Below are 21149 nucleotides of genomic sequence, written 5' to 3' on the forward strand. Positions count from 1 at the left end.
AAAGACTTTCTTGCCATGGCTGAAACCGGATTGAAAGCCCGCGCATGAGCGCCCCAAAGAAAAAGGCGCTGCGGGTGAGCAGCGCCTTTTTCTTGGCAAGGCCGCGCGCGGGGCGCCGAAGTGCTATTTTCTAGACCAGCACGCGCTCGATCCCGCCGGCATTGGCCTGCTTGACGTACGCCGCCATCCAGTTTTCCCCCAGGATATGGCGCGCCATTTCGACGACGATGTAGTCCGCTTCCATGCTCGTATCGCCTTGGTAGCGCGACAGGCCCTGCAGGCACGACGGGCACGACGTCAGCACCTTGATATCGCCCTCGTAGCCGTCCGCGCGCATGGCCTGCCCACCCTTGCGCAGCTCCTCTTCCTTGCGGAAACGGACCTGGGTGGAGACATCCGGCCGCGACACGGCCAGCGTCCCGGACTCCCCGCAGCAACGGTCGCTCTTGATGGCGCCGTCACCGACCAGGGACTTCACCGTCTTCATGGGGTCCTGCAGCTTCATCGGCGTATGGCAGGGATCGTGGTACATGTAGCGCACACCCTGGACCCCATCGAGCTTGATGCCCTTCTCCAGCAGGTACTCGTGGATGTCGATCAACCGGCACCCAGGGAAGATCTTCTCGAACTCGTACCCCGCCAACTGGTCGTAGCAGGTGCCGCAACTGACCACCACCGTCTTGATATCCAGGTAGTTCAGCGTGTTGGCGACCCGATGGAACAACACGCGATTGTCGGTGATGATCTGGTCGGCCTTGTCGTTCATGCCATTGCCGCGCTGCGGATAACCGCAGCACAGATAGCCGGGCGGCAACACCGTCTGGACGCCGGCGTGCCACAGCATGGCCTGCGTGGCCAGGCCCACCTGGGAGAACAGGCGCTCCGAACCGCAACCCGGGAAGTAGAACACCGCCTCGGTCTCCGCCGACGTGGTCTTCGGGTCGCGGATGATGGGAACGTAGTTGGCGTCCTCGATATCGAGCAGCTTGCGCGCGGTCTGCTTGGGCAGCCCGCCCGGCATCTTCTTGTTGATGAAGTGCACCACCTGCTCGCGCAGCGGCGCCTTGCCCACCGTTGCCGGCGGTTTGCTCGTCTGCTTGCGCGCCAGCCCGGACAGCAGGTCGTTGGCGGCGCGCTGCACCTTGTAGCCGACGCCCACCATGGCCTTGCGGGTCGCGTTGATGGTGGCCGGATCCTTCGCGTTGAGGAAGAACATGGCCGCGGCCGTGCCCGGGTTGAAGGACTTCTTGCCCATGCGGCGCAGCAGCGCCCGCATGTTCATCGACACGTCGCCGAAGTCGATGTCCACCGGGCAGGGGTTGTAGCACTTGTGGCAGACCGTGCAGTGGTCGGCCACGTCCTCGAACTCCTCCCAGTGCTTGAGGCTGACGCCACGGCGGGTCTGCTCTTCGTACAGGAAGGCCTCGACCAGCAGCGACGTGGCCAGGATCTTGTTGCGCGGCGAATAAAGCAGGTTGGCGCGCGGCACATGGGTGGCGCACACCGGCTTGCACTTGCCGCAACGCAGGCAGTCCTTGACCGACGAGGAAATCGCGCCGATCTCGCTCTGCTGCATGATCAGCGATTCGTGCCCCATCAGGTTGAAGCTGGGCGTCCAGGCATGGGTGAGGTCGGCGCCGGGCATCAGCTTGCCGGCGTTGAAGCGACCCTGGGGGTCCACCTTGCGCTTGTAGTCCTGGAAAGGCTGCAGCTCTTCCTGCGTCAGGAATTCGTACTTGGTCAGGCCGATGCCGTGCTCGCCCGAAATCACGCCGTCCAGGTCGCGCGCGATCTGCATGATGCGCGCCACGGCCTCGTTGGCCTCGCGCAGCATTTCATAATCGTCGGAATTGACGGGGATATTGGTATGCACGTTGCCGTCGCCCGCATGCATGTGCAGGGCGACGAACACGCGGCTCTTGAGCACGCGCGCGTGAATGGCGCGCATCTCGTCCAGCACCTTCTTGCAGGCGCTGCCCGGGAAAATGCGCTGCATCTCCGCCAGCACTTCGGTCTTCCACGAAGTGCGCAGGGTGCGGTCCTGCACCACGTCGAAAACGCGCGCGTCCGGCTGCGCGACGATGCGGTCGGCCAGGGCCGATTGCATATGGACCAGGCCCAGGCGCGCCAGGTCCGGCAGCGCCTGCGTCAACGGCAGGTCCAGCTGGTCCAGCATCCAGCGCCAGCGCGCGCGGGTGGCGGCGACGAGATCCTGCGCGTGGCGGGTGCGCTCGTTGAGCACTTCCGCGCGGGTGATCTCGGCATCCTCGGCGTCCTCCGACTTGCCCAGCGGCAGCGGTTCGGCCAGGAAGGCATCCAGCGCATCCAGCAGCTTGAGCTTGTTGCGCGTGGACAGCTCGATATTGATGCGTTCGATGTGATCCGTGTACTCGCCCATGCGGCCCAGCGGGATCACCACGTCTTCGTTGATCTTGAAGGCGTTGGTGTGGCGCGCGATGGCGGCGGTGCGGGAACGGTCGGCCCAGAACTTCTTGCGGGCTTCCGCGCTCACCGCCACGAAGCCTTCGCCGTGGCGGGTGTTGGCCAGGCGCACGACCTCGCTGGCGGCGGCCGCCACGCCATCGTCATCGTCGCCGACGATGTCGCCGATCAGGACCATCTTGGGCAACACGCCCCGCTTGCTCTTGGTGACATAGCCAACGGCGCGCAGGTAGCGTTCGTCCAGGTGCTCCAGGCCCGCCAGGATGGCCCCGCGCGCCTTGCCGGCGGTGTCCAGGTAATGCTTGACCTCGACGATGGACGGGATGGCGTCGCGCGCCTGGCCGAAGAACTCCATGCAGACGGTCCGCGTATGCGCGGGCATGCGGTGCAGCACCCAGCGCGCCGACGTGATCAGGCCGTCGCAACCTTCCTTCTGCACGCCCGGCAGGCCCGCCAGGAACTTGTCGGTAACGTCCTTGCCCAGGCCTTCCTTGCGGAAGCGGCGGCCTTCGATTTCCAGGATTTCGCTGCGCAGCGGCGTGGCGCCCGGCTTGCCGCGGCCGTCGAACCACTTGAGTTCGAAACGGACCACGTCCACATCATGGATCTTGCCCATGTTGTGCGCCAGCCGCGTCACTTCCAGCCAGTTGCCCTCCGGATCGACCATGCGCCACCAGGCCAGGTTGTCCAGCGCGGTGCCCCACAGCACGGCCTTCTTGCCGCCGGCGTTCATGGCGATATTGCCGCCCACGCAAGAGGCTTCCGCCGACGTGGGGTCGACGGCAAAGACGAACCCGGCGGCGGCGGCGGCATCGGCCACGCGCTTGGTGACCACGCCCGCGCCGGTGAAGATGGTCGCGACCTCGCCATCGCGGCCCGGCAGGGTACAGGACTCCACCTGGCCCAGCGTCTCGAATTTCTCGGTGTTGATGACGGCCGACTTCCACGTCAGCGGGATCGCGCCGCCGGTATAGCCGGTGCCGCCCCCGCGCGGAATGATGGTCAGGCCCAGTTCGATGCAGCCCCGCACCAGCGCGGCGATTTCTTCCTCGCTGTCGGGCGTCAGCACCACGAACGGATACTCGACGCGCCAGTCGGTGGCGTCGGTGACGTGGGCCACGCGCGACAGGCCATCGAACTTGATGTTGTCGCGGGCGGTAATGCGTCCCAGGGTCTTCTGCGCCTGCTTGCGCAGCGCGTCGGTCTCGTCGAATTGCGCCTCGAAGGCGGCGATGGCGGCGCGGGCGCGCTCGATCAGCTGCAGCACCTTTTCGTCGCGATAGAGATCGCGGCCTTCCTGGAAGTCGATGCGCGCCGGTTCGCGTCGCTTGTCGATCTCCGACAAGCGATGGTGCAAGGCCTCGATCAGCTGGCGGCGGCGCTTCGGATTTTCCAGCAGGTCGTCCTGCAGGTACGGATTGCGGCGCACCACCCAGATATCGCCCAGCACCTCGTACAACATGCGTGCGGACCGCCCGGTGCGGCGTTCGGCCCGCAGGTCGGACAGCAGCTGCCACGCATCCGCGCCGAGTAGCCGGCCGACGATTTCCTTGTCGGAAAACGACGTGTAGTTGTAGGGAATTTCTCGCAGGCGGGCGCCGGGGGCAGGCGGCGTCGCCGCGTCGAGGATCAGGCTGGCGATGGGGGCGTTCATGGATGCTGAGGGTAGGCCCTTAAAAGCGCATTTTACGTCATGGCCGCCGGGCCACCGGGGGATAACCCCCAGCCGGCACCGGGAAAGCGCCGCACGGCGGAATTCTTACAACTCTCTGAGTACGGGCACGTCGTTGAGCGGGAGGGCACCGCCGGCCCGAACACGCGTCCGCGTCACGGGCCGGCGGCGCCTCGTACGGCGTGCCGGCCGCCAGGCCATGCCGGCGCCACGCGCTCCGGCCCTCAGCCCTGGGGAAACACCCAGAGCAGGCCGCCGGTCATGGCGACGTAGCGCAGGAATTTACCGACAGCCATATAGGCGACGCAAGGCCAGAATGCCAGGCGCAGCCATCCTGCCACCGCGCACAGCGGGTCGCCCACGCCCGGCAGCCAGGAAAGCAGCAAGGCCGACGGCCCCAGCCGGTGCAGCCATTTGTGGGCGTGCTTGTGCCAGCGGCTCTCGGTGGCGGTGGATTTGGCCTCGGCGGCCTTGTGGGGGTGTTTTTCCTTCCACTTCTCGGCGGCGCGCCAGGCGCCCAGGCCCATGGCATAGCTGATGGCGCCTCCGACGGTGTTGCCCGCGGTCGCCACCAGGATGGCCGGCCAGAACATGTCGGGCGCCAGCTTGACGTAGCCGAAGACAACGGGTTCCGACCCCAGCGGCAGGAGGGTGGCGGAAATCAGGCTGACGATGAAGATCGCGCTCAGGCCGACGTTGGGCAGGGCCAGCAGCTGCAATAGCCAGTTGATCGAGGACATCAGGGATTCTTCCATCGCGGCAGTGTAGCCGCCCCCGCCCGCCTTCCCCGCGCGCATCCCGGGCACCTCCCCCGTTCGAGCCCGGAATCCGGACGTAGGCCCAGGTGATCGGCAGCATTGCCGTCCCGACAACGCCCGGATTAAGACACCTGCCCCTGTGGTAATCTGCCCGACGCCAGCGCGCCCCAGAGAAGAAACCCCAAACAACCTCACCAACCACCCACCTCCCTACCGAGCGCCCCAGGGCACAGCGGATCCGGGTCCCCCGGTCCGCCAGTGCCGCCCCCCTGGGGGGGCCGCGCTCCGCGCGGTAGGGGGGGTACCTCCCCTCATGTCTACCGATTACTTGAAACGCATCCTCACTTCGAAAGTCTACGACGTCGCCGTCGAGACGCCCCTGGAACCGGCCCCCCTGCTGTCCCAGCGAATTTCGAACGCGATTCTGTTCAAGCGGGAAGACACGCAGCCGGTATTCAGCTTCAAGCTCCGCGGCGCCTACAACAAGATGGCCAACCTGCCGCCGGCGGCGCGCGCGCGCGGCGTTATCGCCGCCTCGGCGGGCAACCACGCCCAGGGCGTGGCCCTGTCGGCCCGCAACCTGGGCTGCCGCGCCGTCATCGTCATGCCCACCACCACGCCGCAGGTCAAGGTCGACGCGGTGCGCCGCCTGGGCGGCGAAGTGGTGCTGGCCGGCGAAAGCTATTCCGACGCCTACGCCCAGGCCGCCAAGCTGGAAAAGGCGGAGAAGCTGACCTTCGTCCACCCCTTCGACGATCCCGACGTGATCGCCGGCCAAGGCACGATCGGCATGGAAATCCTGCGCCAGCATCCTGGCGAGCTCGACGCCGTCTTCGTCGCCATCGGCGGCGGCGGCCTGATCTCCGGCGTGGCGGCCTACATCAAGCAACTGCGCCCCGAGGTCAAGGTGATCGGCGTGCAGACCGAGGACTCCGACGCCATGCTGCGCAGCGTCAAGGCGGGGCGCCGCGTGGTGCTGAACGACGTCGGCCTGTTCGCGGACGGCACCGCGGTGAAGCAGGTGGGCGCCGAGACCTTCCGCCTGGTCAAGCAGTACGTGGACGACTTCGTGGTGGTCGACACCGACGCCATCTGCGCCGCGATCAAGGACGTGTTCCAGGACACGCGCAGCGTGCTGGAGCCGTCCGGCGCCATGGCGGTGGCGGGGGCCAAGCAGTACCTGGCCCAGCACAAGTGGAAGAACAAGACCGTGGTGGCCATCACCTGCGGCGCCAACATGAACTTCGACCGCTTGCGCTTCGTCGCCGACCGCGCCGAAGTGGGCGAAATGCGGGAGGCCGTATTCGCGGTCTCCATGCCGGAACAGCGCGGCAGCTTCCGCAAGTTCTGCGAGCTGGTGGGCAACCGCAGCGTCACGGAGTTCAACTATCGCATCTCCGACAGCGCTCGCGCCCACGTTTTCGTCGGCCTGCAGGTCGCTTCCCCCGCCGAACCGGACAAGATCGCCTCGCACTTTCGCAAGAACGGTTTCGACACGCTGGACCTGACCCACGATGAAATGGCCAAGACCCACTTGCGCCACATGGTGGGCGGACGCTCCGCGCTGACCGCGAACGAAGTGCTGTACCGCTTCGAGTTTCCGGAACGGCCTGGCGCGCTCATGCGCTTCCTGAATTCGATGAAGCCCGAATGGAACATCAGCCTGTTCCACTACCGCAACCAGGGCGCCGACTATGGCCGTATCCTGATCGGCATCCAGGTCCCGCCGTCGGACAAGAAGCAGTTCAAGACTTTCCTGGAGGAAGTCGACTACCCGTACTGGAACGAAACCGAGAATCCGGCTTATAAGCTGTTCCTGTAACCGCAAAGCGCCCCTGGCGGGGCGCCGGGACTTTCAACGTGGATATCCAGCTTAACGACATCGCCTTGTTCGTCGAGGTGGCCAAGCGCAAGAACTTCAGCCATGCGGCCGAAGCGCTGAATATCCCCTCGGCCACCCTGTCACGCCGCGTCACCGAACTGGAGCGCGCGGTCGGCATGAAGCTGCTGAATCGCACCACGCGGCGCATCGACCTGACCGAAGCCGGCGCGATCTATTTCGAACGCTGCCGCCACATCGTCGAGGAAGCGCGCATTGCCCATGACCAATTGCAGGACATGGCGGCGCAGCCCAAGGGCCGCCTTCGCATCTCGCTGCCTCCAAGCCTGGCCAGCCTGTTCCTGCCGGCGATCATTCGCGACTTCATCGCCGAATACCCCGAGATCGAATGCGACTTCGACTTGAGCGTGCGGCCGATCGATCCCATCAGCAACCCGTACGACCTGGTGCTGCGCTTCGGCCAGCAGCCGGACTCCAGCCTGATCTCGCGCCAGGTGGTGCTGATGGAGCACCACCTGTACGCCGCGCCGTCCTATCTCGCCCGTTACGGCGAGCCGCGCACCCCCGCGGACCTCAGCCATCACGAATGCCTGCGGCCCATGGTGAGCGACGTCTATCACTTCTGGATGCTGCATTCCGGCGACCGGGTCGAGCGAGTGCAGGTGGTCGGCCGCCTGGCCTCGAACAACATGGGCATGCTGGGCCGCCTGGCCGTGCGCGGCCTGGGCATCGCGCCCCTGCTGGTCTACAGCGCCATGGAACGGGCCATCGAACGTTCGGGCCTGGTGCGCGTGCTGCCCGATTGGAACCTGACGCCGGTGCCGCTCTTCGCCCTGTTGCCGTCGCGCACCTTGCCGGCCAAGACGCGCGCGTTCCTGGACTTCATCAAGCCGCGCCTGAAAGACCAGCCTTAGACGTTTTCCGCGTCGTAGCGGCAGATCGAATACAGGGGCGTGCCGGTGGTCGCGATATTGGCCGAGCCGCCCAGGTCGGGCAGGTCGATGATGGTGGCGGCCTCCACCACGTTGGCGCCCAGGCGTTGCAGCAGCTTGACGGCCGCCATCATGGTGCCGCCAGTGGCGATGAGGTCGTCGACCAGCAGCACGCGCTGGCCGGTGCGCACCGCGTCCGTATGGATTTCCACCGCCGAATTGCCGTACTCCAGCGAATAAGGCTCCGCCACCGTGCGATAGGGCAGCTTGCCTTGCTTGCGCACCGGCACGAAACCGAGATTCAGTTCATAGGCGAGCACGCTGCCGATAATGAAGCCGCGCGCGTCGATGCCCGCCACCAGGTCCAGGCGCTGGCGCATGTAGCGATAGACGAACAGATCGATCAGGGCGCGAAAGGTGCGGGGATCTTGCAGCACCGGGGTAATGTCGCGAAACACCACGCCGGGCTTGGGCCAATCCGGAACACTGCGGATCGTGCGCCGGACAAGTTCTGCGTAGTCGGTTTGCATGGTGGCGGCCCGGCCGGGAAGAATGGGTGGAAACTATAACCGGCGGTGGCGCAACTAGCCAAATGCCTGCCCTCCCTTGCTGGAATTTTCGACTGGTCCGCCCGTAGGGATTGAGAATTTCTATCTCTGCCCCTGGCGGCGCCGGCCACGGCAAAATCCCGCGGCCCATCCTCGCTTGACCGACGCGCGGCAATGCGTATGCTTGCCCTTTTCCCCCTTCTCCTTTTCCCCTTACCGCCCGCGACCCGACCCCGGAGGCCCCGATGTCCACCGCCAGCAGCACCGGCATTCCCCTGCGCCCTTTCGAACTCGCCGTCCCCGACATCGATGTCGAGCGTGCCGGCAACACCGGCACGGAAGGCGTCTGGCATTTCGACTCCGGGCAGCCCGGTCCCACGGTCATGATCACCGCCCTGATACACGGCAACGAACTATGCGGCGCGTGGGCGTTGAAGGACGTGCTGGGGGCCGCCGTGCGCCCCCGCCGGGGAGCGCTGACGCTGGCGTTCTGCAACCTGGCCGCCTTCGACCGTTTCGACGCCGCGCTGTACACCGACTCCCGCTTCGTCGACGAGGACATGAACCGCGTCTGGTCGGACGACAAGCTGGCGGATGCCTCCACGCAGGAACGGCGCCGCGCGGCGCAGCTCCTGCCCTGGGTCAGGAAGGCGGACTGGCTGCTGGACATTCATTCCATGAGCAATTCCACCGTGCCCCTGCAAATGTCGGGCGTGCGCCAGCACAATATCGATCTCGCGCTGGCGCTGGGCAATCCGGCCCACATCATCGCCGACGTGGGCCACGCCGCCGGAGTGCGGATGCGCGACTACGGCCGCTTCGGCGCCGAGGAAGACAATGGCTCGCGCTCGCTGCTGATCGAGTGCGGCTTCCACGGCGCGCCGTCCGCGCGCCAGGTGGCCATCGACCAGGTGGCGCGCTTCCTGGTGGCCTCGGGCATCGTCGAGGCCGCCGACCTGCCGGGCACGTGGTTCGCGCCGACCGCGCCCAGCCAGGAAGCCCTGCTGGTCACCCACGCCATCGCCGCCCAGAGCACGGACTTCCGCTTTTCGCAGCCGTGGAAGGGCCTGGAGAAACTGCCGCGCGCCGACACCGTCATCGCGTGGTCGGACGGCGAACCCGTCACCACGCCCTACGAGGATTGCGTATTGATCATGCCGGCGGTCAATGTGCGGCCCGGCGTGACGATGGTGCGGCTGGCGCGGCCGATCGCGCAGCGGGTCTGACGCAGGGCGTCGCGCTGGCATGCAATAAACTGGAACGGTATCAGGCATATCGGAACGTATAGGCGCCCTTGGATATTCCTGCCGCCCGGCCGTCCCAAGGTCAATGCGCCCCCTCACAAGGGGGCGGCAAGCAGCGTCGCTGCGCGGCCGGGAGCGCCTTTCTGGAGCGAATGCCATGTCCAGCACCCTGCCTCTTTCCCAACCCGCGACCGCCGCCGCCCCGACCCTCCCCGACATCAACGATGCACGCGCGCGCGCGTCGGGCGCATACGACCGTCTTTGCGCGCTCCGTGATCCCAGCCTGCTTCATAGCGCGGAAGTGCACGGGTTCGCCAGCGACAAGAGCTTCGAGAAAGTCGAAAAGGTCGAAGCCACAATGGAAGCGGTCAGCAGGCATATCACGGCGCAATGCAACATCCCCGCTGAACGCATCCAGCGCGTCACGCACCTGCAACCGCATGCCTATCCCTCCGCGCTGCACGACAAGGTGCTGGTGGATCTGCGCGACGTGAGACTGCCCAGCATGGCCCGCATCGCCATATATTCCCAGGCCGGATCGGCGTCCAGCAGCAAGGATGGCGGGTTCGCCTGAGCGAACGCCGGGAGCGCGGCGCCTAGGTGTTTGCCCTAGTTTTTCGCGACCCGCCGCGCAAGCTTCCCTCGGCGCCACGCGCAGTGCCCTCGTAACAGGGCCGCGGCGCGCCGCCAGCCCCTGTTCATCGGGTTAAAGTATTGCCCGCGTCCCTTTTGGGCGCGCGCGAATACTGTTAGGGAATCCCCGCGTGGCCTTGTTCATCCTGCGCAGGCTCTTGCAAAGCCTGTTCGTTCTACTCGCCGTTTCGGTCGTCGTTTTCTGTGCGGTCTACGCGGTGGGCGACCCGATCGAGCTGCTGGTCAGCCCCGAAGCCAGCCCCGCCGACCGCCAGGCCATGATCATCCGCCTGGGCCTGGACTTGCCGCTCTGGCAGCAATACACCCATTTCCTGTGGAATGCGCTGCACGGGGACCTGGGTAACTCCTTCGTCCAGGGCGTCCCCGCGCTGGACATGATCCTGCAACGCATGCCGGCCACGTTCGAGCTGGTGGCGGTAGCGATCGCCATGACCTGTCTGTTCGGCATTCCGCTGGGCCTGGTCGCGGGCCTGTATCGCGATACGCCGCTGGGCCGCACCATCATGGGCACGTCGGTCCTCGGGTTCTCGCTGCCGAACTTCTGGCAAGGCATGATGCTGATCCTGATGTTCGCGGTCTGGCTGGGCTGGCTGCCCGCGTCCGGACGCGGCGACACCGTGTCCGTGTTCGGCGTGCCATTCTCCTTCCTCACGCGCGACGGCTGGGCCCACATGATCATGCCGGCCATCAACCTGGCGCTGGCCAACGTCGCGCTGGTGCTGCGGATGACCGCGTCCGGGGTGGCCGAGGCGCAGAGCCAGGAATACGTCAAGTTCGCCCGCGCCAAGGGCGTACGGCCCGGCCGCATCGTCAGCCGCCATATCCTGAGCAACATCCTCATCCCGGTCGTCACGGTGATCGGCATGGAAATGGGCCACCTGATCGCCTATTCCACCATCACCGAGACCGTGTTCGCGTGGCCCGGCATGGGCAAGCTGCTGATCGACAGCGTCTACCAGCTGGATCGCCCGGTCGTCGTCGCCTACGTGATGTTCGTCACCTTGCTGTTCGTGGTCATCAACCTGATCGTCGACATTCTCTATGCCGTGCTCGATCCGCGCGTGCGCTTGCTGGCTCCCGCGAATTGAACCCCAGGCCCCAGACCACCCCTACCGCCATGTCCACTCCCGATCACTCCGGCCGCACCCGCACCGTGCCTCCCCTGGCGGAGACGCCGCGACGCGCGGCCATCCTCAAGAAGCTCCATGCCGTGCCCACGGCGCGCGGCACCCTGCTGATCCTGCTGGTGCTGGCGGTGGTCATCCTGCTGGCGCCGCATTTCGCGCCGCAGAACCCCTACGACCTCGCCAACCTGAACCTGCTCGATGGCCGCCAGCCGCCCCGCTCGGCCTCGATGGACGGCCATATGTATTGGCTCGGCACCGATGACCAGGGCCGCGACATGCTCAGCGCCATCCTGTACGGCCTGCGCATCAGCCTGATGGTGGGCCTGAGCGCCGTGGCGCTGGCAACGGCGATAGGCAGCCTGGTGGGCCTGGTGGCCGCCTACGCCGGCGGCCTGCTCGACGCGGTGCTGATGCGCGTGGTCGATTTCGTGCTCGGCTTTCCCTCCATCCTGGTGGCGCTGGTCTTGCTGGCCGTGATGGGCCGCGGCGTCGACAAGGTCATCCTGGCGCTGGTGCTGGTGCAGTGGGCCCACTACGCGCGCATCATGCGGGGCCGCGCCTTGCAGGAACGGCGCAAGGAATACGTCGAAGCGGCCATCAACCTGGGCTTCCCCGCCTGGCGCATCATCCTCTTTCACCTGATGCCCAACTGCATCGGCCCCGTGATGGTGTACGCCACCGTGCAAATCGCCAACGCCATCGCGCTGGAAGCCACGCTGTCCTTCCTCGGCGTGGGCGTGCCCATCACCGAGCCCTCCCTGGGCCTGCTGATCGCCAATGGTTTCCAATACCTGCTGTCCGGCGACTACTGGATCAGCCTGTTCCCCGGCATCGCACTGCTGCTGCTGATCCTGACCATCAATATTCTGGGCGACCGTCTGCGCGCCAGCCTGGATCCGCGACGATGAGCGACATTATTCTCGACGTGCGCAACCTGCGCACCGCATTCCATACCACCGCCGGCGCCTGGCCGGCCGTCGACGGCGTCAACCTGACGCTGCGCCGTGGCGAAATCCTCGGCCTGGTCGGCGAATCCGGCTCCGGCAAATCGGTCACCGGTTTTTCCCTGCTGGGCCTGATCGACCCGCCGGGCGAAGTTGTCGAAGGCGAGGTCAAGTTCCAGGGCAAGGACCTGCGCAAGCTGGACGAAGAAGGCATGCGCCGCCTGCGCGGCAACCGCATCGCCATGATTTTCCAGGACCCGCTGATGACGCTGAATCCCGTGCTGCGGGTAGGCGAACAGATGGCCGAAGCCATCCTCACCCATGAAAACGTCAGCCGCGCCGAAGCCATGGCGCGCTGCCGCGACGCGTTGGCGATGGTGGGCATCCCTTCGCCCGAGTCGCGCCTGCGCAGCTACCCGCACGAGTTTTCCGGAGGCATGCGGCAGCGCGTGGCGATCGCCATCGCCATGTTGAACAATCCGGACCTGATCATCGCGGACGAGCCGACCACGGCGCTGGACGTGACCATCCAGGGGCAGATCCTTTACCGCATGCAGGAGATTTGCCGCAACAACAATACCGCGCTGATCTGGATCACCCATGACCTGGGCGTGGTGGCCGAACTGGCCGATCGCGTGGCCGTGATGTATGCCGGCCGCATCGTCGAGACCGGCCCCGTGGAAGACGTGCTGGCAGCGCCGCGCCATCCCTATACGCAAGGCCTGTTGCGCTCGATGCCGGGCACGGCCACGCCGGGCGGACGCCTGCAGCAGATCAATGGCATGGCGCCCACGCTGTCGGCAAGACCGTCGGGCTGTCCCTTCCGGCCACGCTGTCCGAACGCCATCACCCGGTGCACGGAGACCTTCCCCGGCGTGACCAACGAGGGCAAGCGCAGCTTCCATTGCCATGCGCCGGTGCAACGCGCCGCCCAGAAGACGGCGGCGGGGGTGTCGGAATGAACGTGCAGGATACCGACATGAAAATGGACCAGGCACAGGCGCGCGCCGCCACGCCCGATACGAGTCCCGCGGACGCATCCACACGGGCCCCGGCCGAGCCAGTCATCGAACTGGACAACGTCCACAAGCGCTTCGAACAGCGCCCCGATCTCGCGCAGCGCTTGTTGGCGCTGGCCGGCAGGCCACTGGACCGCCGCACGGTGCACGCGGTCAACGGGGTAAGCCTGTCGATCGCGCGCGGCGAAGTCGTGGGCCTGGTCGGTGAATCCGGCTGCGGCAAGTCGACCCTGGGCCGCGTGGTGGCCGGCCTGTATCGCCAGACCGAAGGGGAGTTGCGCTACCAGGGCCGACCGGTGACGGAACTGCGCGGCCGCGACCGCCTGGACTACGTCCTGGGCGTGCAAATGGTGTTCCAGGACCCTCAGGCCTCGTTGAACCCGCGCCAGCGCCTGAAGCAGATCCTCGGCGAATCGCTGAAGGTGCACAAGCTGGCGACCGCCGGGGAAATCCCAGCGCGCGTGGACAGCGCCCTGGCCGCGGTGGGACTGGACCGCGAATATCGCGACCGCCTGCCGCACCAGATTTCGGGAGGCCAGCGCCAGCGCATCGGCATCGCCCGCGCGCTGATGGTGTCGCCGTCCTTCCTGGTCTGCGACGAACCGGTGGCGGCGCTGGACGTGTCCATCCAGGCCCAGGTGATCAACCTGTTCATGGACCTGCGCGAACAGCGCGACCTGACGTATCTGTTCATCAGCCACGATCTTGGCGTGGTGCGGCACATTTCGGACCGGGTCGCCATCATGTACCTGGGCAAGATCGTGGAAATTTCCACCGCCGTGGAAATCTTCGCCCGCGCCAACCACCCGTACACCCAGGCCTTGCTCGCCGAAGTGCCTGACGTGGCGCGGCGCGGACGCAAGTTCACCCCGATCAAGGGGGAGATTCCCTCGCCGCTGGCGCCGCCGCCGGGTTGCGCCTTCAATCCGCGCTGCCCTCACGCCATGCCACGCTGCCGCGAGCAGGCGCCGCCGCTCAAGGAAATCGCGCCCGGCCACTGGTCGGCATGCCACTTGAATGAGGTGGCCGGTTGACGCCGCGCGGGAACGCGCGACTGAACAGCCAATGAACAGCCAATGAACAGCCAATGAACAGCCTCTGTACAGCCACCGGGCAGTCACCGAATACAGCCTGAACAACGATCGAGCCGAACACGCATGGGGCGCCGCCCCGCTACTGACCGAGATGCCATCATGTCCGCGCCATCCAATAACGTCGAACGCCTTGTCCTTGAACTGAACCACGCGGGGCGCAACGCCATCGCCTACCTGGACGAGGACCGCAACAGCGACCGCCCCTTCACGCTGCAGACCTACCGTCCCTATGGCTACACGCCGGACCGCCCGGTCGTCATCGTGCAGCACGGCGTGCTGCGCAATGGCGACGACTACCGCGATTTCTGGATTCCCGCCGCCGACAAGCACAAGCTGCTGATCGTCGCGCCGACGTTCTCCAACGAGATCTGGCCGGGCGTCGAAAGCTATAACAACGGCCGCGTCTACTCGGCCGGGGGCAACGTGCGGCCGGTGTCCGGCTGGACCTACGTGCTGCCGCAGCGCGTCTTCGCCGACCTGCGCGAGGCCGAGATCACCACGACCGAGCAGGCTTACCTGTTCGGCCACTCCGCGGGTGGGCAATTCGTCCATCGCCTCATGTCCAGTCAATCGCACGCGCCCTACAAAGCGGTCGCGGCCGGCAATCCGGGCTGGTACACGCTGCCGACGTTCGATCACCCCTACCCCGAGGGACTGGACGGCGTGGGCCTGACCGAGGACCATCTGGTGCGCCTGCTGGCCTATCCGCTGACCTTGCTGGCTGGCGACCAGGATATCGCCACCAGCGACCCCAACCTGCCATCCGAACCCGCGGCCATGCGCCAGGGGCCACATCGCTACGCGCGCGCCCACCACTATTTCGAAAGCGGTCGCCGCGAAGCCGAGCGGCGCGGCGTGCCGTTCAATTGGCAACTGATTTCCGTGCCGGGCATCGGTCATGACGGCAAGGCCATGTCCGCCGTCTGCGCCAGCCTGTGGTTCGACGGCGGCATGCCCGACGACGCCACGATGGCGGCACTGGCCGGCAAGACCGTGGCGTAAGGCCGTCCACCCGGCGACCGGCATACGAGAACCCGCCCCCTACCTGCCTCCACCCGCATCCTAACGAACGCACAAGGAATTCCCCATGTCCGCCCTGCCTACCTCTTCCGACCTGCCCGACGCCGCCGCGCTGGCGGCGGGCATCCGCACCTGGATCGAATGCGAGTCGCCGTCGAACTCCCCCGCCGGTGTCGCCGCCATGGCCGCCCTGGTGGAAAAGCAGGCGCGCGCCGCCGGCCTGACCACCCAGCTGAGCGCACTGGGCGACACCACCGGCCCGCTGCTGTACGTGACCAACCGGGCGCAGGGCGATACGCGGCCCGGCATCCTGGTGCTGGCCCACCTGGACACGGTGCATCCGGTCGGCACCCTGGACGAGAACCCCTGCCGCATCGAGGGCGACAAGCTCTATGGACCGGGCAGCTATGACATGAAGGGCGGCATCTACCTGGCGCTCACGGCGCTGGCCACGCTGGCCAAGCCGGGCGCGACCCGCCTGCCCATCGACTTCGTGATGGTGCCCGACGAGGAAACCGGCAGCCATGCGTCGCGGCCTTCCATCGAATCGTATGCGCGCAATGCCCGCTACGGGCTGGTGTGCGAGCCGGCGCGGCCCAATGGCGGCAAGTGCGTGACCGCGCGCAAGGGCACCGGCATGCTGCGCCTGCAGGTCAAGGGCCGTCCGTCGCACGCCGGCATGCAGCATGAAAAAGGCCGCAGCGCGATCCGCGAAATGGCGCACCAGGTGCTGGCGTTGGAGGCGATGACCGACTACGAACGTGGCGTCACGGTCAGCGTCGGCACCATCAATGGCGGCACCGTCACCAATACGGTCCCGGCCTTGTGCAATTGCGTGGTGGATTTCCGCGTACCGGACATGGAAGCCGCGGAAGATACGCTGACGCGCATGCGCGGGTTGAAAGCGGTGGGGCCGGATGTGTCGCTGGACATCGATGTCGAGCTGAACCGTCCGCCCATGGTCAAGTCCGAGGCCACGACGCAACTGCTGGGCAAGGCGCGCCTGTTCGCCACGGCGGCGGGCTTCCAGCTGGACGACGCGCCGATGACGGGGGGCGGCAGCGATGCCAACTTTACGTCCGCCATGGGCGTGCCCACGCTGGATGGCCTGGGCGCCGATGGCGACGGCGCGCATACGCTGAATGAGTACATCCTGGTCAGCACGCTGGCGGCCCGCGCCCATTTCTGGCAACTGCTCCTGCGCGACCTGGAGTAGGGCCCCCCCTACCCGCTTACGCGGGCCCCCCGGGGGGGCGAAACCAGCGGACCGGGAGACCCGGATCCGCGGTTCCCCGATCAGGAAGACCTTTGCACGGCACAGGTCTTATTGCTGCGGGCTAGTTCTTTTTGAGCAGGGCCTTGAGCATGTCGAGGCGTTCCTTGGGGCTCATGGCGCGGGTGGCTTCGTCTTCGGGGAAGCGGGCGTCGCCCAGGCCCATTTCTTCGATGAAACGCGAGGGCTCGCGTACGAGATCTTCGCGGGCGCGGCGGCGCTTCTTGCACCAGCTGAGGTTGAGAGTACGCTGGGCGCGGGTGATGCCCACATACATGAGGCGCCGCTCTTCCTCGATGCGGCTCGCCAGCGATTCGGCCGCCTTGGCGGGGTCGCCTTCCTCCTCGTCCTTGCCCATGTGCGGCAGCAGCCCCTCCTCCACCCCCACCATGTAGACGTGCGGATACTCCAGGCCCTTGGACGCATGCAGCGTGGTCATCTTGACCGCATCGGGCGTTTCTTCCTCGCCGCGCTCCAGCATGGTGACCAGGGCGACATGCTGCACCAGTTCGAACAGCGTCAGGCCGTCTTCCTCGGACTTGCGCTTGAGCCAGGACGTCAACTCCAGGACGTTCTGCCAGCGGCTCTGCGCCGGCTTTTCTTCCATGGTGTCGTAGAGATGGCGCTCGTACTGGATGGCTGCCAGCAAATCGTCCAGGATGACGCCGGCCGGTTCCGCCGACGTCGGCTTCTCGCCGGCCTTGCCGCGACCAGCGCGCCACTGGATGCGCTGGATGAACTCCGCGAAGACGCGCAGTTGCTCCAACTGGCGCGCCTGCAGACGGGTTTCCAGCCCGTGCTCGAAAACCGCCGCGAACAGGGACAACTGCCGGTCCGCCGCGTACTGGCCGAGCGTCTGCAAGGTGGCTTGGCCGATGCCGCGCTTGGGCGTCGTCGCCGCGCGGATGAAGGCAGGATCGTCCTCGTCGTTGGCGATCAGCCGCAGATAGGCCAGCACATCGCGGATTTCCGCCTTGTCGAAGAAGCTCTGCCCACCGGCGATCGTGTACGGAATCTTCAGGTTGCGCAGCGCCTGCTCAAGTATGCGCGACTGGTGATTGCTGCGATACAGGATGGCGTAGTCTTTCCACTGCGCCTGCCGTTCGAAGCGCGAAGCGGAGATCTTCATGGCCGTCGCTTCGGCTTCGGCCTCTTCGCTATCCATGGGCGTCACGACGATGGGCTCGCCATGCGCCAGGTCCGACCACAGCTTCTTTTCGAACAGCTTGGGGTTCCGCTCGATCACCTGGTTGGCCGCGGCCAGGATGCGCTGCACCGACCGGTAGTTCTGCTCCAGCTTGATCAGCTTGAGACTGGGATAGTCCTTGGGCAGCCTGGCCAGGTTCTCGATGGTGGCGCCGCGCCAGGCATAGATGGCCTGGTCGTCGTCGCCGACCGCGGTGAACATGGCGCGGTCACCCGTCAGCAGCTGCACCAGCCGGTACTGGCAGACGTTGGTGTCCTGGTATTCGTCCACCAGCAGATAGCGCACGCGATTCTGCCAGCGCGTGCGCACCTCCTCGTTGGTTTCCAGCAAGCGCGCCGGCACCAGGATCAGGTCGTCGAAGTCGACCGCCTGGTAGGCCGCCAGCGTGGCGGCATAACTGCGATAGACCCGCGCGGCTTCGAACTCCGAAGGCGTAACGGCGGCCTTCTCCGCGCCATCCGGGTCCAGCAAGGCGTTCTTCCACAGCGAGATGGTCTGCTGCACGGCGCGCAGGCGACCCTTGTCGGTAGTCGCCAGCAACTCCTGCACGATGCCCATGGCGTCGTCGGCATCCAGGATGGAGAACTGCGGCTTGAGGCCCGCGTGCCGCGCCTCCTCGCGCAACAGGCGCACGCCCAGCGCATGGAAGGTGCTGATGGTCAGGCCTTTGGACAGCTTGCGCTCGACCAGCGTCTTGACGCGCTCGTCCATCTCGCGCGCGGCCTTGTTGGTGAAGGTCAGGGCCACGATGTTGCGCCCCTGGTAGCCGCAATCCTGAAGCAGGTAGGCGATCTTCTGCGTGATGACGCGCGTCTTGCCGCTGCCCGCGCCAGCCAGCACCAGGCACGGACCGCCCAAGTAGAGGACGGCCTCGCGTTGCGGCGGATTCAAACCGGCGGGAACGGAGTTGGACATGACGGGATCAGATTTCCAGGGGGTCGACTTCCAGCTGCCAGCGCACGCGGCTGGCGTTGGCCAGTTGCGGCAGCAGCGCGGACCAGGTGGACAGGAAGGCTTGCAGGGCAGGCCGGTGTCCGCTTTCCACCAGCAGCTGGGCGCGCTCGATGTTGGCCACCCGCACCACGCGCAGCGGTACGGGATCGTAGCGCGTAATCGTTGAAACCAGCGTGCCGAAGGCGCCGGTGCTCTCGGGCAGCGCCCGGGCTTCCTGCAGGAACGCCAGCGCCTGCGCCAGCTCGCGCGCTTCGGCGGTGAGCAGCGCCTGGTAGGCATACGGCGGCAGGCCGGTGCTTTCGCGCTCGCGCAAGGCGTGCCGGGCGAAACCGGCATAGTCGTGGCGCAACAGCGCCTGGTAGACGGGCTGCTCGGGGTAGCCGGTCTGGATCAGGACTTCGCCGCCCTCGGCATGGCGGCCGGCGCGGCCGGCCACTTGCATCAGCTGCGCGAACAGGCGCTCCGGGGCGCGGAAGTCGTGGGCGAACAGCATGGAGTCGGCGTTGAGCACCCCCACCAGCCCCAGGCGCGAGAAGTCATGCCCCTTGGCCACCATCTGGGTGCCCACCAGGATGTCCACCTCGCCGGCATGGACGCTGGCGAACAAGGCCTGCGCGCTGCCCTTGCGGCGCGTGCTGTCGGCATCGATGCGCAGGATGCGGGCGCCGGGAAACAGTTCGCCCAGGTGTTCCTCCACGCGTTGCGTGCCACGCCCCATGGGTTGCAGGTCCTGGTCGCCGCACTCCGGGCAGGCACGCGGCACGCGGGCCTGGAAACCGCAGTGATGGCAGGCCAGCACGTGACCGCCCGCGCCGGGGCCGCGGTGCAGCACCGTGTAGGCGGAACAGCGCGGGCAATGGCTGACCCAGGCGCAGGACGCGCAGTGCAGCACCGGCGCATAGCCGCGTCGGTTGAGGAATACCAGCGACTGCTCGCCGCGCTCCAGGCGCTTGCCGATGGCGTCGGTCAACTGCGGCGACAGTCCCTGCTTCATCGCCAGGCGGCGCGTGTCGACCAGGCGCACGGCCGGCAGGCTGCTGGACTTGGCGCGGCGGGCCAGCGTCAGGCGCAGATAGCGCCCGCGCTCGGCGTGCAGCCAGCTTTCCAGCGAAGGCGTGGCGGACCCCAGCAGCACCGGGATATCCAGGTCGTGGGCTCGCCAGATCGCGAGATCGCGGGCGGAATAGCGCAGTCCATCCTGTTGCTTGTAGGAGGCGTCGTGTTCTTCGTCGACGATGATCAGGCCCAGGTCCGGCAGCGCGGCGAAGACCGACATGCGCGTGCCCAGCAGCACCCGCGCTTCGCCCCGCTGCGCGCGCACCCACGCCTGCAGGCGCTCGCCGTCGGCCAGGCCGCTGTGCAGCACCGCCAGCGCGCCGGGGCCGGCGACGGCATCCAGACGCGCGCGCAGGACGGCCTCCAGCTGCGGGGTCAGGTTGATCTCGGGCACCATCAGCAGCACCTGGCGGCCAGCCGCCAGGACGCGCTCGGCCGCATGCAGATAGACCTCCGTCTTGCCGCTGCCGGTCACGCCATGCAGCAGGACGGGCTTGAAGCCCCGTACGGCGGCGATCGCGTCGACGGCCGCCTGCTGTTCGTCATTGAGTACGGGCGGCGAGGCAGCCACGGGGGCGCCGGCGAGCGGCACCGCATCGCCTGGCGTGGCGCAAGTCTGTGCATCGTTATCCACAGGGACGGCCGCCTCCGGCGTCGCCACCAGGGCGGCCTTGGCCGCCCGCTTCCCCTTCTTCGCCGGCTTGGGCATGGCGCGCAAGTCCATGCGTGCGACCGGCCCCGCCGCCGAACGCTGGCCTTCGTAGGCGGACACTTTGCGCAAGGGCGGGGGCAGCGCCGGCAATATGACTTCCCCCAGCGGCCGCTGGTAATACTCGGCGGCAAAGACGGCCAGGCGCAGCCAATCCGCCCCGAACGGCGGCAAATCGTCCAGGACCCGCTCCACCGCCTTGATTTGCGCGGGATCGATGGCGGGTTCGGCGGGATTATCCACAACCACGCCTACCAGGCGGCGACGGCCGAACGGCACGATGACCCGCAGCCCAGGCGCCAGGGGCGTGCTGGCGCGGTAGTCGAAGGGCCCCGCCAGCGGAACGTCCAGGGCCACCCTCACCCAGGCATGCGCGGATACATCCGCTGGCGCATGTTCGCCGGGCACGGAGGCGAGCAGGTCAGCGGATGTATCGGCGGGCGGCATGGGGAAGGCGCAATTGGCTAAAAGGATGAGGTCGGAAGGTCGTCCGACTTAAAGTGAATTCTCGGATTGCCCGCTAAGGCACTGACAAGCCGTGACTTGAAATGTGGCTGAAACGTGAAATGACAGCCTGTGGATAACTTTGGGGAAAATCCTCGGAACTTCATGGCCTCATGCGCTTAGCACAAGGCAAGAATTCTTGCCGGATATTT

The 21149-nt window shown here is 66.7% G+C and carries 15 protein-coding genes; 10 read left to right on the top strand and 5 right to left on the bottom strand.

The window, feature by feature from the left end; all coding sequences use genetic code 11:
• Positions 1 to 130: 130 nt before the first annotated feature.
• Together C7R54_RS25350 and C7R54_RS25355 are read right to left on the bottom strand one after the other, a co-directional pair.
• Positions 131 to 4096 carry a DUF3683 domain-containing protein gene (locus C7R54_RS25350; RefSeq protein WP_129153590.1) on the bottom strand — a complete coding sequence of 1322 codons (3966 nt, stop codon included), beginning with the start codon at positions 4094 to 4096 and terminating at the stop codon, positions 131 to 133.
• Between the two features lie 242 nt (positions 4097 to 4338).
• Positions 4339 to 4869 (bottom strand): YqaA family protein, encoded by a 531-nt coding sequence (locus C7R54_RS25355; protein ID WP_129153591.1) that lies wholly within the window; start codon positions 4867 to 4869, stop codon positions 4339 to 4341.
• Between the two features lie 316 nt (positions 4870 to 5185).
• Here C7R54_RS25355 and ilvA point away from each other — a divergent pair, with 316 nt between their 5' ends.
• On the top strand, positions 5186 to 6694 hold the full coding sequence (gene ilvA, locus C7R54_RS25360; RefSeq protein ID WP_129153593.1) for a threonine ammonia-lyase, biosynthetic: 1509 nt from the start codon (positions 5186 to 5188) through the stop codon (positions 6692 to 6694).
• A 38-nt stretch (positions 6695 to 6732) separates the two neighbouring features.
• Entirely contained in the window at positions 6733 to 7626 is an 894-nt protein-coding gene (locus C7R54_RS25365; RefSeq protein WP_129153595.1) for a LysR family transcriptional regulator, read from the top strand.
• Here the strand turns inward: C7R54_RS25365 and C7R54_RS25370 are convergent.
• On the bottom strand, positions 7623 to 8174 hold the full coding sequence (locus C7R54_RS25370; protein ID WP_129153597.1) for an adenine phosphoribosyltransferase: 552 nt from the start codon (positions 8172 to 8174) through the stop codon (positions 7623 to 7625). The genes C7R54_RS25365 and C7R54_RS25370 overlap by 4 nt on opposite strands.
• Positions 8175 to 8437: 263 nt before the next feature.
• Between C7R54_RS25370 and C7R54_RS25375 the strand changes: the two genes are divergently transcribed.
• The 8 genes from C7R54_RS25375 (at position 8438) to C7R54_RS25410 (ending at position 16510) form a co-directional block, all read left to right on the top strand.
• A complete protein-coding gene (locus tag C7R54_RS25375) occupies positions 8438 to 9418 on the top strand; it encodes a M14 family metallopeptidase (protein WP_129153598.1) in 981 nt (326 codons plus the stop codon).
• Positions 9419 to 9593: 175 nt separating this feature from the next.
• On the top strand, positions 9594 to 10010 hold the full coding sequence (locus tag C7R54_RS25380; protein WP_129153600.1) for a hypothetical protein: 417 nt from the start codon (positions 9594 to 9596) through the stop codon (positions 10008 to 10010).
• A gap of 190 nt (positions 10011 to 10200) precedes the next feature.
• On the top strand, positions 10201 to 11178 hold the full coding sequence (locus tag C7R54_RS25385; RefSeq protein WP_129153602.1) for an ABC transporter permease: 978 nt from the start codon (positions 10201 to 10203) through the stop codon (positions 11176 to 11178).
• Between the two features lie 29 nt (positions 11179 to 11207).
• Complete coding sequence (locus tag C7R54_RS25390) at positions 11208 to 12125, top strand: ABC transporter permease (RefSeq protein WP_129153603.1); 918 nt, start codon at positions 11208 to 11210, stop codon at positions 12123 to 12125.
• A complete protein-coding gene (locus C7R54_RS25395; protein WP_129153604.1) occupies positions 12122 to 13123 on the top strand; it encodes an ABC transporter ATP-binding protein in 1002 nt (333 codons plus the stop codon). The genes C7R54_RS25390 and C7R54_RS25395 overlap by 4 nt, the downstream gene beginning before the upstream one ends.
• A 17-nt stretch (positions 13124 to 13140) precedes the next feature.
• Positions 13141 to 14214 (top strand): ABC transporter ATP-binding protein, encoded by a 1074-nt coding sequence (locus C7R54_RS25400; protein ID WP_192903741.1) that lies wholly within the window; start codon positions 13141 to 13143, stop codon positions 14212 to 14214.
• 159 nt (positions 14215 to 14373) lie between these two features.
• Positions 14374 to 15276: an alpha/beta hydrolase family protein gene (locus C7R54_RS25405; RefSeq protein WP_129153606.1), complete on the top strand. Its 903-nt coding sequence runs from the start codon at positions 14374 to 14376 to the stop codon at positions 15274 to 15276.
• 85 nt (positions 15277 to 15361) lie between these two features.
• Positions 15362 to 16510 (top strand): M20 family metallopeptidase, encoded by a 1149-nt coding sequence (locus C7R54_RS25410; RefSeq protein WP_129153608.1) that lies wholly within the window; start codon positions 15362 to 15364, stop codon positions 16508 to 16510.
• A gap of 121 nt (positions 16511 to 16631) precedes the next feature.
• Here C7R54_RS25410 and C7R54_RS25415 read toward each other — a convergent pair whose 3' ends face one another.
• Together C7R54_RS25415 and C7R54_RS25420 are read right to left on the bottom strand one after the other, a co-directional pair.
• On the bottom strand, positions 16632 to 18689 hold the full coding sequence (locus tag C7R54_RS25415) for a UvrD-helicase domain-containing protein (RefSeq protein ID WP_129153610.1): 2058 nt from the start codon (positions 18687 to 18689) through the stop codon (positions 16632 to 16634).
• Positions 18690 to 18696: 7 nt separating this feature from the next.
• The gene (locus tag C7R54_RS25420; protein WP_129153612.1) at positions 18697 to 20940 is read right to left on the bottom strand and encodes a primosomal protein N'; all 2244 of its coding nucleotides are present in this window, start codon (positions 20938 to 20940) and stop codon (positions 18697 to 18699) included.
• Positions 20941 to 21149: the final 209 nt, after the last annotated feature.

The organism is Achromobacter aloeverae (genome assembly GCF_004121055.1).
GTDB classification, from domain to species: Bacteria; Pseudomonadota; Gammaproteobacteria; order Burkholderiales; family Burkholderiaceae_B; genus Bordetella_C; species Bordetella_C aloeverae.